The 12,724-nt window shown below is 62.6% G+C and carries 12 protein-coding genes; 3 read left to right on the top strand and 9 right to left on the bottom strand.

Going from position 1 to position 12,724, the window contains the following annotated elements:
• The first annotated feature begins 188 nt into the window (after nt 1-188).
• Nucleotides 189-566: a histone-like nucleoid-structuring protein MvaT gene (gene mvaT, locus JYG36_RS05910; RefSeq protein WP_045197447.1), complete on the top strand. Its 378-nt coding sequence runs from the start codon at nt 189-191 to the stop codon at nt 564-566.
• 74 nt (nt 567-640) lie between these two features.
• On the opposite strand, the gene sbcB is transcribed toward mvaT, so the two are convergent.
• From sbcB to JYG36_RS05895, 3 genes are all read right to left on the bottom strand, one after another.
• On the bottom strand, nt 641-2,071 hold the full coding sequence (sbcB, locus tag JYG36_RS05905; protein ID WP_045197445.1) for an exodeoxyribonuclease I: 1,431 nt from the start codon (nt 2,069-2,071) through the stop codon (nt 641-643).
• Nucleotides 2,072-2,132: 61 nt separating this feature from the next.
• Nucleotides 2,133-2,492 (bottom strand): PilZ domain-containing protein, encoded by a 360-nt coding sequence (locus JYG36_RS05900; protein WP_045197442.1) that lies wholly within the window; start codon nt 2,490-2,492, stop codon nt 2,133-2,135.
• A 126-nt stretch (nt 2,493-2,618) separates the two neighbouring features.
• Complete coding sequence (locus tag JYG36_RS05895; RefSeq protein WP_045197440.1) at nt 2,619-3,005, bottom strand: tetratricopeptide repeat protein; 387 nt, start codon at nt 3,003-3,005, stop codon at nt 2,619-2,621.
• 244 nt (nt 3,006-3,249) lie between these two features.
• Here JYG36_RS05895 and pyk point away from each other — a divergent pair, with 244 nt between their 5' ends.
• On the top strand, nt 3,250-4,701 hold the full coding sequence (pyk, locus tag JYG36_RS05890; protein WP_093379909.1) for a pyruvate kinase: 1,452 nt from the start codon (nt 3,250-3,252) through the stop codon (nt 4,699-4,701).
• 842 nt (nt 4,702-5,543) lie between these two features.
• On the opposite strand, the gene JYG36_RS05885 is transcribed toward pyk, so the two are convergent.
• Both JYG36_RS05885 and JYG36_RS05880 read right to left on the bottom strand, forming a co-directional pair.
• Complete coding sequence (locus JYG36_RS05885; protein ID WP_213603358.1) at nt 5,544-6,482, bottom strand: iron-sulfur-binding ferredoxin reductase; 939 nt, start codon at nt 6,480-6,482, stop codon at nt 5,544-5,546.
• Entirely contained in the window at nt 6,475-7,587 is a 1,113-nt protein-coding gene (locus JYG36_RS05880; protein WP_213603356.1) for a GGDEF domain-containing protein, read from the bottom strand. Before JYG36_RS05880 ends, JYG36_RS05885 begins: the two co-directional genes overlap by 8 nt.
• A 316-nt stretch (nt 7,588-7,903) precedes the next feature.
• Here JYG36_RS05880 and JYG36_RS05875 point away from each other — a divergent pair, with 316 nt between their 5' ends.
• Nucleotides 7,904-9,427 (top strand): fumarate hydratase, encoded by a 1,524-nt coding sequence (locus JYG36_RS05875; protein ID WP_045197431.1) that lies wholly within the window; start codon nt 7,904-7,906, stop codon nt 9,425-9,427.
• A gap of 123 nt (nt 9,428-9,550) precedes the next feature.
• Here the strand turns inward: JYG36_RS05875 and JYG36_RS05870 are convergent, their stop codons facing one another.
• From JYG36_RS05870 to JYG36_RS05855, 4 genes are read right to left on the bottom strand one after another with little or no spacing between them, the layout of a single operon-like run.
• Nucleotides 9,551-10,708: a phospholipase D-like domain-containing protein gene (locus JYG36_RS05870; protein ID WP_213603354.1), complete on the bottom strand. Its 1,158-nt coding sequence runs from the start codon at nt 10,706-10,708 to the stop codon at nt 9,551-9,553.
• A 1-nt stretch (nt 10,709) separates the two neighbouring features.
• A complete protein-coding gene (locus tag JYG36_RS05865) occupies nt 10,710-11,291 on the bottom strand; it encodes a YceI family protein (RefSeq protein ID WP_045197427.1) in 582 nt (193 codons plus the stop codon).
• 45 nt (nt 11,292-11,336) lie between these two features.
• Nucleotides 11,337-11,633 carry a hypothetical protein gene (locus JYG36_RS05860; RefSeq protein WP_045197425.1) on the bottom strand — a complete coding sequence of 99 codons (297 nt, stop codon included), beginning with the start codon at nt 11,631-11,633 and terminating at the stop codon, nt 11,337-11,339.
• Nucleotides 11,630-12,706 (bottom strand): serine hydrolase domain-containing protein, encoded by a 1,077-nt coding sequence (locus tag JYG36_RS05855; protein WP_408980604.1) that lies wholly within the window; start codon nt 12,704-12,706, stop codon nt 11,630-11,632. Before JYG36_RS05855 ends, JYG36_RS05860 begins: the two co-directional genes overlap by 4 nt.
• Nucleotides 12,707-12,724 lie beyond the last annotated feature (18 nt).

Raw genomic sequence — 12,724 nt, 5'->3', positions numbered from 1 at the left:
CTGCGGGCTGGCGATCAAGTTAACTATTGGAAAAACCACTTAGTTTGTAAATTTTTCTTAACCTAATCCCTCAAGGTGTTTAAGCATTCATTGAGCTAATTGCCTGCTTAAATGTTTACTTGGGGGTACTGTCTGATTATTATTGCCGCACTGTCTGTCCAAAATCCTTCATTTCCAAGGAACGCCTCATGTCCCTGATCAACGAATATCGCGCTACCGAAGAAGCCATCAAAGAACTGCAAGCGCGTCTGCAGAACCTGTCGCAAGACGACAAGCTGCAAACCGAGCTGGAATTCGAAGGCAAACTGCGTGCACTGATGGGCGAATATTCGAAGTCCCTGCGTGACATCATTGCGCTGCTGGATCCAGAAGCCAAACTGAACAAAGCCCCGCGCGGCGCGGTTAAAACCACCGGCACCAAACGTGCGCGCAAGGTCAAGCAATACAAAAACCCGCACAACGGTGAAGTCATCGAAACCAAAGGCGGCAACCACAAAACCCTGAAAGAATGGAAAGCCAAATGGGGTGGTGACGTGGTTGAAGGCTGGGCAACCCTGCTGGGTTAATAAGCCCGCTGGTAACCTTGTGTTACTCGCTAAAAACGCCAGCCTTGCTGGCGTTTTTTATTTTCAACGTTTGCTTACATTCCCAATTGCAACTTAAGCGCCTGCACATGGTTACGCCACTGGCCGAGCAACAGCTGTTGCTGGGCGTCGGCGTCCAGCCAGCATTCCTGCAGGGCCCGCTCGAAATCCCCAAGGGTATTGGGCGCGCCCATCAACGGGTCGCTCAGGCGTTGCTGGCAGAAGGTTTGCCAACGCTGGCGTTCCTCGGCATTCAAGGTTTCGCTGAAATTGCGTGCGCGATAACGAAACAACAATTCTGGCAAACGTTCATCATCGAACATCCACTGCCCCTGCCCTAGTTGCTGCGGATCGACACTGCGCACTTGCTCGCACAAACGCCGATCACGATCGCCAAGAAAGCCATCATACAACTGCTGTTCCGGGTCTTCGCTGGGAGCAAACTCCTCGGCGCTATAAACCAGCGGCAATTTCTCCTGCCATTGCCCGGCGGCGGCAATCAGACTCGCCGCGCGCGCCTGATAAACAGCCATATCCAGTTGCAAACGCTGCTGATCTTCGCCACGCAATACACTCAACGGGGCGACCACCGGGCAGCGATTGATATGGATTAATTTCAACGGCACCGGCAATTGTCCGTCAGGCATTTCCTCACGACGAGTGTATAAACGCTGACGCAGTGAATCAGCATCCTCATCTATCAAGGGCTGAACATCCAGGTGCAGGTCACAGACAATCAAGGCATTGCGATTGCGCGGGTGCCAGGCCAGAGGTAATACCACCCCCAGATAATTGCGTGCCGCAGAGAAACGGCCAGAGATATGCACCATCGGTTGTAATAATCGAATCTGGTCGAGGACTTTCTGCTTGCTGCGCAGTTGAAACAACCAGTCATAAAGCTTGGGCTGTTTCTGTCGGATCAATCGCGCAAGTGCAATGGTGGCGCGCACGTCAGACAACGCTTCATGGGCCTGGCCATGGTCGATGCCATTGGCGGCAGTGAGCAACTCCAGGCGCAAACTGGTGCGCCCGTCCTGTTGTGGCCACTCGATACCGTCCGGGCGCAGGGCATAAGCAGTGCGTACGATGTCGATCAAGTCCCAGCGGCTGTTGCCGCCCTGCCACTCGCGGGCATAGGGATCAAAAAAGTTGCGATACAGGCTGTAGCGGGTGACTTCGTCGTCGAACCGCAAGCTGTTGTAGCCGGCGCCACAGGTGCCGGGGCGGGCCAGTTCGGCATGCACCCGGGTCATGAACTCGGCTTCGCTCAAGCCGTTGGCGGCCAGTTGCTGCGGAGTGATGCCGGTGACCAGGCAAGCCTTGGGATGCGGCAGGATATCGGCGCTGGGCTGGCAATAGAAGTTGATCGGCGCCTCGATCTCGTTGAGGTCAAGGTCGGTGCGCACCCCGGCGACCTGCAAGGGCCGGTCGTTGCGCGGGTTGATACCGGTGGTTTCGTAGTCGTGCCAGAAAATGCTGGAGCTCACGGGGTCGTCCTGAACAGAAGGTCGCCCAGAGTCTAGGGCCAGCAGCCCGTCACGGCCAGCGTCAGGCCGAAGCGTTCAACGGATGGAAGCTGAAATAGTTGCGCAGGGCACGCACCAGTTGCTCGTAGTCACGTGGCGCCTGCAGCAGCATGAAACCCGAGTCGTAATGCCCGGGCGTCTGGTCTTCATGGCTCCACAGGCAACTGGCGGTGAGGTTGATCAGGTGCACTGCGCCATCGCGGCCCGGGACTTTGAGCTGCAACTCGAAATCCGGGCCGACCAGCATCGGCAGCTGGCTGATCAGCATCAGGCCGTCTTCGGACACATTTCCCAGGTAGCCGATGGGCTGGTCGGTGAAGCGGTTGAAGACTTTGAGAAAATAAGGGAGCTGGTGACGCTCGATGCGGCGCTCGTCAAACATGGTCGGGATCGCTGTCGAAGACCCTTTTAGCAGGGCCGCGCTAGGGCTGCTGTTTTTCATTCATTTCAGCAACAAGATTAGCGCACCCTGACCCGCGCGTCACAATCAGACCTGCTGACTTTAGTATTAACGCCAAGGCGTGGTGGTTGCCGGGCGGGCAATCGCCGCTTCGCCGCTGCGGTAGTGGCCCAGTTGTTCGAGGGTCTGCAGCCGGGCACGGGCACGGAACGCGTACTCGCTCTGCGGGTAGCGCTGAAGAATGAACTGGTAGGTCTGCGCCGCATCGACGAACAATTTCTGCCGTTCAAGGCACTGGCCACGCAGCAGCGACACTTCCGGCTGGATGAACGGTCGGGCGCGGCTGGTGCGCTCGACCTGGGACAGCTCGAGCATGACCTTCTCGCAGTTGCCCCGGTCATAGGCGCGGTAGGCGTTGTTCAAATGATGGTCCATCGACCAGCGGGTGCAACCGACGACGCTGGTGGCCAGGGCTAAAACGATCAAGGCTCGCATGGGGGATCTCCTGTATTGAGCAGTGTATCGGCTTTGTGCGGAAAATCTGTAGACATGGCTGGCTGCACTGGCCTCATCGCGGGTCAAGTCTAGTCGTCGCACCGCCGCTCCCACACCAGCGGCGCTCGGGCCCTGTAGCCGTTCAAATGCCACTCGCGCTAACCGCCAGGTAGTGCAAAGGAACAATGACTACAGCGATTTTCCGGAGTAGCCTTTCGCTGCGCTTCACTATAGGAGTCTGTGCATGACCATCCGCCGTACCAAAATCGTCGCCACCCTTGGCCCCGCCAGCAACTCGCCGGAAGTGATCGAGCAACTGATCCTCGCCGGCCTGGATGTCGCTCGCCTGAACTTCTCCCACGGCACGCCTGACGAGCACAAGGCTCGCGCGCGCCTGATCCGCGATATCGCTGCCCGCCTGGGCCGCCACGTGGCGCTGCTCGGTGACCTGCAAGGGCCGAAGATCCGTATCGCCAAGTTCAGCAACAAGCGTATCGAACTCAAGGTCGGTGACCGCTTCACCTTCTCCACCGCCCATCCGCTGACCGAAGGCACCCAGGATATCGTCGGCATCGACTATCCGGACCTGGTCAAGGACTGCGGCGTCGGTGATGAACTGCTGCTCGACGACGGCCGCGTGGTCATGCGCGTAACCAGCGCCACCGCCGACGCCCTGCACTGCGAAGTGCTGATCGGCGGCCCGCTGTCCGACCATAAAGGCATCAACCGTCGCGGCGGCGGCCTGACAGCTCCGGCGCTGACCGAAAAAGACAAGGCCGACATCAAGCTGGCAGCCGAAATGGACCTGGACTACCTGGCCGTTTCCTTCCCGCGCGACGCCTCCGACATGGAATACGCCCGTCGCCTGCGCGACGAAGCCGGCGGTAGCGCCTGGCTGGTGGCCAAGATCGAGCGCGCCGAAGCGGTCGCCGATGACGAGACCCTCGACGGCCTGATCGCCGCCAGTGACGCGGTCATGGTGGCCCGTGGCGACCTGGGCGTGGAAATCGGCGATGCCGAGCTGATCGCGATCCAGAAGAAGATCATCCAGCACGCCCGCCGCAACAACAAGGCGGTGATCGTGGCGACCCAGATGATGGAGTCGATGATCCAGAACCCGATGCCGACCCGCGCCGAAGTGTCCGACGTGGCCAACGCCGTGCTGGACAACACCGATGCGGTGATGCTCTCGGCCGAAAGCGCCGCCGGCGCCTACCCGATCGAAGCGGTACAGGCCATGGCGCGCATCTGCCTGGGCGCGGAAAAGCACCCGACCAGCCAGAAGTCCAGCCACCGTCTGCACACCCGCTTCGAGCGCTGCGACGAAAGCATCGCCCTGGCGGCCATGTACACCGCCAACCACTTCCCCGGCGTCAAGGCAATCATCGCCCTCACCGAAAGTGGCTACACCCCGCTGATCATGTCGCGCCTGCGTTCCTCGGTGCCGATCTACGCGTTCTCGCCGCACCGCGCCACCCTGGCTCGCGCTGCGATGTTCCGTGGCGTGTACCCGGTGGCTTTCGATCCGGCAGCCCTGCCGGCGGAGAAAGTCAGCCAGGCGGCAGTCGACGAGTTGCTGCAGCGCGGCGCGGTCGAGCCAGGTGACTGGGCGATCCTGACCAAAGGCGACAGCTACCACACCATCGGTGGTACCAACGGCATGAAGATCCTGCACGTCGGTGATTCGCTGGTCTGATGCTCAGGCCCTGCTGAACAAAGCCCCGTAGCCTGTGCTGCGGGGCTTTTTTTTGGCTCTTCACGGAATTCAGGGTTGGGTTGTTGAGGCTGTGAGTTTATCCATTCAGTGTGGGGCTGCTGCTGGCCCCTTCCGCCTTTACGGCGGCCTACTTTTCTCTTGGGAAGAAGTAGGCAAAACCGCTTGCTCCTGCATACGGCCCTACGCTGCGCTCCGGGTCCCCTCGCTACGGCACCTTCCGGGGCATCGCGGCCTACGACTTGCTGCGCCAAGTCTACATCTCGCGTCTTCGGCTGCCGCCGAAGGTGCTGCGCACCGCCCCTACAGGCACCTACGCTCGGCCTCCTGAAGTCGCTTTTCGCGGCGCCTGGAAGTACGTGCATGAAGATCAAGACCAAAACCAAAACCAAGCAAGTCGTTCCTAGCTTTGGCTTCAGTATGACCGCGCCAGAATCTGATTTCGCAGATACGCCAGTGCAGGCACCGCCCGTAACTTCGCGACTTCAGGAGGCTGAGCGTAGGTGTCTGGAGGGGGCTGGTGCGCAGCCCCCTTCGGCCTGAGCCGAAGTCGCGAGACGTAGACTTGGCGCAGCAAGTCGTAGGCCGCGATGCCCCTGGAAGGCACCGTAGCGAAGGAACCCGGAGCGCAGCGTAGGGCCGTATGCTGGAGCGAGCGGTTTTGGTTCCTTTTGCCAAGACAAAAGGGACCCGCCGTAAGGGCGGAAGGGGCCGGCAGCCGCGCCACATCAAATGGATAAGCCCGCAGCCGTAACCGCAACAACCCAACCCAAAGATCATAGACCCCGGGATTGCGTGAAGAACCTTTTTTTGCCTGCTCGGAATCAGGCATGACCGGTGAACACATCGGCAAGCAACTGATTGCGCGGCAGGCCGGCGAGAAACATGCGCCGGGCAAACTGCTCGACACTGGCCGCCGAGCCACAGGCCAGGGTCACAGTCTGGCGTGACGGCAGGCGTAGCGCCGCCAGAGCCTGGGGCAACTGCGGCGGGGTCAGCAGCTCGACCTGCAACTGCGGGTGCCGGCTGGCAAGCGCCATCAATGCCTGCGCCAGATAGTGCTCCTGCTGGTCATGGGCCAGGTGCAGCAGGCGAATCGGGCCGTGGTGTTCCTGGCGCAAGGCTTCGCGCACAATCCCCCATAACGGCGCCAGGCCAGTGCCGGCGGCCAGCAGCCACAACGGGCGCTCCTGCCAGTCCGGATCGTAATGCAAGGCGCCGCCGCGCAACTCGCCCAAGCGCAACGTCGAACCGATAGTCAGTTGCCGGGCGGCATCGCAGAAGGCACCGGGTTGCCGGCAATCGAGGTGAAACTCGAGAAAGCCGTCCTCCCCCGGCAGGCTCGCCAGCGAATAAGGTCGGGCGACCCCGTTCGGGCTCCACAACACCAGGTGCTGGCCGGCCTGGTAGCGTAGCGCCCTTTGCGGCTCAAGCCGCAGGCGCAGCACCGTCGGGCTCAGCCAGTCCAGGCCGCTGACCTCGGCCGGCAGGCCATCTGCGAGCGGGTCGAACAAGGCCACCTGCAAATCTTCTTCGACACTGCATTGGCACGCCAGGCGCCAACCTTGCTGGCGTTTGTCCGCCGCCAGGGCATCGGGCCGGGCATCTGCGGGCTGGCCTTGCAGGCAGCGCACCAGGCAGGCGTGGCAACTGCCGGCACGGCAACTGTAGGGCACCGCCAGCCCGGCATCATTAAGGGCATCGAGCAGGTTGCTGCCCGCGGCCACCTGCCATTGTCGCTCAGCGACCCGCAACTCAGGCATCGACGGCCTCCCAGGCGGCCAGGCAGCGGTTGCGCCCACAGTGTTTGGCCCGGTACAAGGCCTGATCGGCACGTTGCAAGGCGTCATCGAGATCATCGCCAGGCGCCAACAGGGTCAGCCCGGCCGACAGGCTTAACGGTTCGACGCGCAAGCCGACCGCTGGCGGCTGGGCCAGGGCAAAGGCCTTGCGCAAGCGTTCACAACAGCTGAACAGCTGCGCTTGGCTGCAATCGGGCAGCAACAGCACGAACTCTTCGCCACCGTAACGGGCCAGCACCGCAGTGTCGCCCAGGCAATCGCTGGCGATCGAGGCGAAGGCTTGCAGCACCTGGTCGCCGGCGGCATGCCCATAGACATCGTTGATGCGCTTGAAATGATCGAGGTCGATCAACGCCAGGCCGTGGCTGCTGTCTGCGCGCATGCGCGCAAGCTCGCGGCTGGCCAGGCTGAGAAAATGCCGACGGTTGAACAGCCCGGTCAGTTCGTCGGTGGCCACCAGGTCTTCAAGCTGGCGCATCATGCCGCGCAAGGTGTCCTGATGGGCCTGCAAGGCATAGCGGCGTTGGCGCATGCGCTGGCGAGCGGCCTGCACATAGCGGGCATACAGGCACAACCAGCACAGCACCACCAGCAAGGCACTGGCCTGCAACGCCAGCAGCGAACCGGCGAAATGCGGCACCTGCCAGGCCTCCCAGGCAATCAGGCCGAAGAAGCTGCACAGCACCAGCAGCGCGCAGCGCACGAACACCCGCCCCCTCAGGTGAAACAGGCCGAACATCAGAATCAACGGATAAAACATCAGAAAAGTACCGCGCCCCTGGTCGAGCTGGGCCAGCAGCCAGGTTTGCCAGGCAATCGCCAGCAACACCTGGAATTCGGTCAGGCTCGGGTCGCCAAAGCGCAGGTTGCGGCCACTGGCAAACACCCAGCCGAGCAGCAACTGGCTCACCAGCAACAGGCCGCTGCCCAGCAACAAGACATCCAGGGAGGCTTGCAGATGGCCATTCAACAGCGCAACCCAGACCAGCGCCAACACCAGCAGATAGGTGCCGGCCGCCATGAGAAAACGTTTGAGGAGAAGCTTCTGCAGCGCTGTTTCGGTCACAGGTGGCTCACCGTGCTCTGGCCAGGGCAGAGGAATAAGGCATGGCCAACCGCCACTTTAGGGTGTGTGAAGAATAATTGCCATGTTTGCACATATCGGCCCTGACGGGCATTCAGGCAAGAACAGTGCCCGGCCACTGCCGACCTTGGTGGGGACCTTTGGTACGTGTGCCAACCGCGGATGCGCGCTATACTGCCGCGCCTTTTTTGCGCCGACAGCCTTGCGTTGGCGCCTGTTGAAGGTCGTTTCGACACCTCGGCCAGTCCGCGTCGGAATACCTTAATGAATGTTCCCGTCTTTAAGAGGAGCGCGCTGCATGACCGTGATCAAGCAAGACGACCTGATTCAGAGCGTTGCCGACGCCCTGCAGTTCATTTCGTACTACCACCCCGTTGATTTCATCCAGGCCATGCATGAGGCCTATCTGCGTGAAGAGTCGCCGGCTGCGCGCGATTCCATCGCCCAGATCCTGATCAACTCGCGCATGTGCGCCACCGGCCACCGGCCGATCTGCCAGGACACCGGTATCGTTACCGTGTTCGTGCGCGTCGGTATGGATGTGCGCTGGGACGGCGCGACCATGAGCCTGGACGACATGATCAACGAAGGCGTGCGCCGCGCCTATAACCTGCCGGAAAACGTCCTGCGTGCATCCATCCTGGCCGACCCGGCCGGCGCGCGTAAGAACACCAAGGACAACACCCCGGCGGTCATCCACTACTCCATCGTCCCGGGCAACACCGTGGAAGTGGACGTAGCGGCCAAGGGCGGCGGCTCCGAGAACAAGTCGAAGATGGCCATGCTCAACCCGTCCGACTCGATTGTCGACTGGGTACTCAAGACCGTTCCGACCATGGGTGCCGGCTGGTGCCCACCGGGCATGCTCGGTATCGGCATCGGCGGTACCGCCGAGAAAGCCGCGGTGATGGCCAAGGAAGTCTTGATGGAGTCCATCGACATCCACGAGCTCAAGGCCCGTGGCCCGCAGAACCGCATCGAAGAGATCCGCCTGGAACTGTTCGACAAGGTCAACCAGCTGGGTATCGGCGCCCAGGGCCTGGGCGGCCTGACCACCGTGCTCGACGTCAAGATCATGGATTACCCGACCCACGCCGCCTCGTTGCCGGTGTGCATGATCCCCAACTGCGCCGCCACCCGTCACGCCCATTTCGTGCTCGACGGTTCCGGCCCGGCCGACCTGGAAGCGCCATCGCTGGACGCCTACCCGGAGATCGTCTGGGAAGCCGGCCCATCGGCCCGCCGCGTCAACCTCGACACCCTGACCCCGGAAGACGTGCAGAGCTGGAAGCCGGGCGAGACCATCCTGCTCAACGGCAAGATGCTCACCGGTCGCGACGCTGCGCACAAGCGCATGGTCGAGATGCTCAACAAGGGCGAAGAATTGCCGGTCGACCTCAAGGGTCGCTTCATCTACTACGTCGGCCCGGTTGATCCGGTCGGTGACGAAGTGGTTGGCCCGGCCGGCCCGACCACCGCAACGCGGATGGACAAGTTCACCCGGCAGATCCTCGAGCAGACCGGCCTGTTGGGCATGATCGGCAAATCCGAGCGCGGCCCGACCGCCATCGAAGCGATCAAGGACAACAAGGCCGTGTACCTGATGGCCGTCGGCGGCGCTGCCTACCTGGTGGCCCAGGCGATCAAGAAGTCCAAGGTCCTGGCCTTTGCCGAACTGGGCATGGAAGCGATCTACGAGTTCGAGGTCAAGGACATGCCGGTCACCGTCGCGGTCGACAGCAACGGCGAGTCGGTACACATCACCGGCCCTGCGATCTGGCAGCACAAGATCGCTGAAAGCCTGGCGGTGGAAGTGAAGTAAGCCTCAGGGTTTGCTGGTACAAGAAAGCGGCAGGTGGATTACTCCCCTGCCGCTTTTTTATTGCCTGTACGGGCCTCATCGCTGGCGAACAAGGTCACCATAGACCGCCAACCGGCCTCAGGCTCAATCGCGCCGATCGAGCAGGTTGACCACCAGCCGGTCGAGCCAGCCCCACAAGCGTTGCTGCACCCGCTTCCACAACGGTCGCGCATGCCAGTGGGCAAGGTCCACGGCCAGGCTCTGGGCAAAGTCGCGCTCAAAGCTCGCCGCCACGTCGGCGGTCAGGGGTGGGTCGATGGCTTCGACGTTGGCTTCGAGGTTGAAGCGCAGGTTCCAGTGGTCGAAGTTGCACGAGCCGATGCTCACCCAGTCATCCACCAGCACCATCTTCAGGTGCAGGAAGCACGGCTGGTACTCGAAGATCTTCACCCCGGCGCGCAACAGCCGCGGGTAATAGCGATGGCCGGCATACCGCACCGACGGGTGATCGGTACGCGGCCCGGTCAGCAGCAAACGCACATCGACGCCGCGGGAAGCAGCACGGCGCAGGGAACGGCGCACTTTCCAGGTCGGCAAGAAGTACGGCGTGGCCAGCCAGATGCGCCGCTGGCCGCTGTTCAGCGCACGCACCAGCGACTGCAGAATGTCCCGGTGCTGGCGGGCGTCGGCATAGGCCACGCGGCCCAGGCCGGCGCCACTGAGCGGGATCGGCGGCAAACGCGGCAGGCCGAAGTGGGTTGGCGGCCGCCAGGCGGTGCGGCGCAGGTTGGCCCGCCACTGGCGGTCGAAGAGCATCTGCCAGTCGGCCACCAACGGGCCTTGCATCTGCACCATCACTTCGTGCCATTCGCTGACGTCTTCAGTGGGCGTCCAGAACTGGTCGGTAACGCCGGTGCCGCCGACCACCGCCCAGCGCTGGTCGACCAGCAGCAGCTTGCGGTGATCGCGATACAGGTTGCGCAAGCCCCGGCGCCAGCGCAAGCGGTTGTACCAGCGCAGCTCGACGCCAGCGGCCAGCAAGCGCTGGCGCAGGCTCAGGGTAAAAGCCAGCGAGCCGTAGTCATCGAACAGGCAACGCACTTGCACACCGCGCTCGGCGGCCTGCACCAGGGCCTGGACCATGGTTTCGGCGCAGGCGCCCGCCTCCACCAGGTACAGCTCTAGGTCCACCTGGTGCTCGGCGCGCACGATTGCGGTAAGCATGCGCGGGAAAAACTCGGGACCGTCGATCAATAGCTCGAACTGATTGCCATCGCGCCAGGGAAAGACCGGTCCGGCCATATCAGCGCGCCGTAAAGATCAGCACCGCAGCCACCGGCACCGACGGGCTGATGGACTTGAGCCCGGCCAGCTTGCGCAGGGTGGCAAGGCCTGGGAGCAGATCGAAATCATCGGCGCGCAGCATCAACGGCTCCAGGGTGACCACCTGAAAGCGCCGCTCATCCAGGCGGGTCGCCAGCAACAGGGCGCTGTAGCTGTGCTGCTTGCCATGCAGGCTGACCGTCACCGGCAGGCGCAGTTCGACCTGGGCGCCATTGGCCAGGTCGTTGATCGGACGCAGGTCGATCTGTGCGTTGACCTTGGCCTCGGGAAATTTGCTGAACTCGAACAGTTCCTTGCGCATGCGCTCGTCACGCAGCGGCACACTGCTGCTGTTGGAGTCCATCTCGATCAGCAGCTCGGCGGCGCCCTTGCGATCGACTTTGCCATGCAGGACGAGGAAGCGATGCACCTCGGCGGTGTCGCCATTCTTGCTGGAGACGAACGACAGGCGCGACGATTCGCCGTCCAGGTGCCAGTTGGCCTGGGCAGGGAGACTCAAGACGACCAGCAGGGCAAGCAGAAGACGCGGCAGACTGAACATGTGAAATCCTGTAACACAATGGTCGTCAACCTTACCCGGCTGTCTTCACGGCAGCAAGCGACAGCCCTCGCGCGGCCCCAGCCACTGCGCATGATTCTCCACCCCCAGGCCGGCAGCGCTGATCAGCCGCTGCTGCGCGTCTTCGTCCAGGCGGCTGAGCGGCAGGTACTGCTGCACGTAGCTGCGACAGTACTGCGGATCGAAACCCATGACATAACGGCACGAGCAGTACTCCTTGGCCGAGTAGGCACTGAGAATGCCTGGGAAATCCATCAGTGCCTGGCGCTCATACCAGGCCCAGGCGCCAGCCAGCAGCACCAGCACCAGCAACACGCGCTTCATGGCCGCACCTCATCGACCGCAGCCAGTACCCGCTTGAGCAGTTCGTTGTGGGCGTAACTGGCATCGCGATCATCGGCGTAGCGCACGATCACCAGCTTCTGCGCCGGCAGCACATACAGCGCCTGCCCCCAGTGCCCGAGGGCTGCGTAGGTATCGGCCGGCGCATCCGGCCAGGGTCGCGGACTGCCGGGCAGCGGCTGGTTGAGCCACCAGTGCCCACCCGGGTTGGCTTCACCCGGCTGGGCGGTGGCCGGCAGGAACGGCTGGCGATTGAACGCCACCCAGTCGCTGGACAGTAGCTGGCGCGACTGCCAGCGACCTTCGCGCAGCATCAACAGGCCGATACGGGCCAGGTCGCGGGCGCTCATGTACAGGTAGGAGGAACCCACCAGGGTGTTTTTAGCGTCACGCTCCCAGACCGCACTGCTGATGCCCAGGGGCTCGAACAAGGCGTGCCAGGGATAATTCGCATAGTCAGCTTCGCCGAGCATGCCGCGCAAGGCCGCCGCCAGCACATTGCTGTCGCCACTGGAGTAAAGAAAACGCTGCCCGGCGCTGGCCGCTTCGGGTCTGGCTGCGGTGTAGCCGGCCATGTCGCCGCGCCCGCGGGTATAGAGCATTGCCACCACCGACGACTTGAGCGGCGCGTACTCGTAAACTTCCTGCCAGTCCAGGCCGCTGGCCCAGTGCAGCAGGTCTTCGATGCGCACCTGGGGATGGGCGCGCATCGGCGGGTAGAAACGCGCCAGCGGATCGTGCAGGTCAAAGCGGCCTTCGCCGTGGGCGACGCCGAGCAGGGTCGCCAGCACGCTCTTGCTGATCGACCAGGTCAGGTGCGCGGTTGCAGCGCTGCTGGGCGCGGCATAGCGTTCATAGACAATGCGCCCGTCGGCGATCACCAGCAGCGCGTCGGTGCGTACGCCCTGGCGCTGCTGATCATCGCGAGGGGCGAAGGCATAACGCTCCACCGCCTGCCAGGCGCTACGGTTGGCCACGGGCGCAACGGTCCAGTCAGGTACAGGCCACAACTCCTGCGCTGGCACGGCCTTGCTCAAGGCCAACAGCGCCAGCATCCACCACGCCACGTTGCT

This window comes from Pseudomonas sp. SORT22 (assembly GCF_018417635.1).
In the GTDB taxonomy this organism is placed as follows: Bacteria; Pseudomonadota; Gammaproteobacteria; order Pseudomonadales; family Pseudomonadaceae; genus Aquipseudomonas.
This window is presented reverse-complemented; position numbering and strand designations above follow the sequence as displayed.

Excerpts from the sequence above, each read along its gene's own strand:
- JYG36_RS05870 (WP_213603354.1), bottom strand. The coding sequence starts at position 10,708 with ATGGCCGGACCGGTCTTTCCCTGGCGCGATGGCAATCAGTTCGAGCTA.
- JYG36_RS05895 (WP_045197440.1), bottom strand. The coding sequence starts at position 3,005 with ATGCGAGCCTTGATCGTTTTAGCCCTGGCCACCAGCGTCGTCGGTTGC.
- JYG36_RS05875 (WP_045197431.1), top strand. The coding sequence starts at position 7,904 with ATGACCGTGATCAAGCAAGACGACCTGATTCAGAGCGTTGCCGACGCC.
- JYG36_RS05860 (WP_045197425.1), bottom strand. The coding sequence starts at position 11,633 with ATGAAGCGCGTGTTGCTGGTGCTGGTGCTGCTGGCTGGCGCCTGGGCC.
- JYG36_RS05855 (WP_408980604.1), bottom strand. The coding sequence starts at position 12,706 with ATGCTGGCGCTGTTGGCCTTGAGCAAGGCCGTGCCAGCGCAGGAGTTG.
- JYG36_RS05900 (WP_045197442.1), bottom strand. The coding sequence starts at position 2,492 with ATGTTTGACGAGCGCCGCATCGAGCGTCACCAGCTCCCTTATTTTCTC.
- JYG36_RS05865 (WP_045197427.1), bottom strand. The coding sequence starts at position 11,291 with ATGTTCAGTCTGCCGCGTCTTCTGCTTGCCCTGCTGGTCGTCTTGAGT.
- pyk (WP_093379909.1), top strand. The coding sequence starts at position 3,250 with ATGACCATCCGCCGTACCAAAATCGTCGCCACCCTTGGCCCCGCCAGC.
- JYG36_RS05885 (WP_213603358.1), bottom strand. The coding sequence starts at position 6,482 with ATGCCTGAGTTGCGGGTCGCTGAGCGACAATGGCAGGTGGCCGCGGGC.
- mvaT (WP_045197447.1), top strand. The coding sequence starts at position 189 with ATGTCCCTGATCAACGAATATCGCGCTACCGAAGAAGCCATCAAAGAA.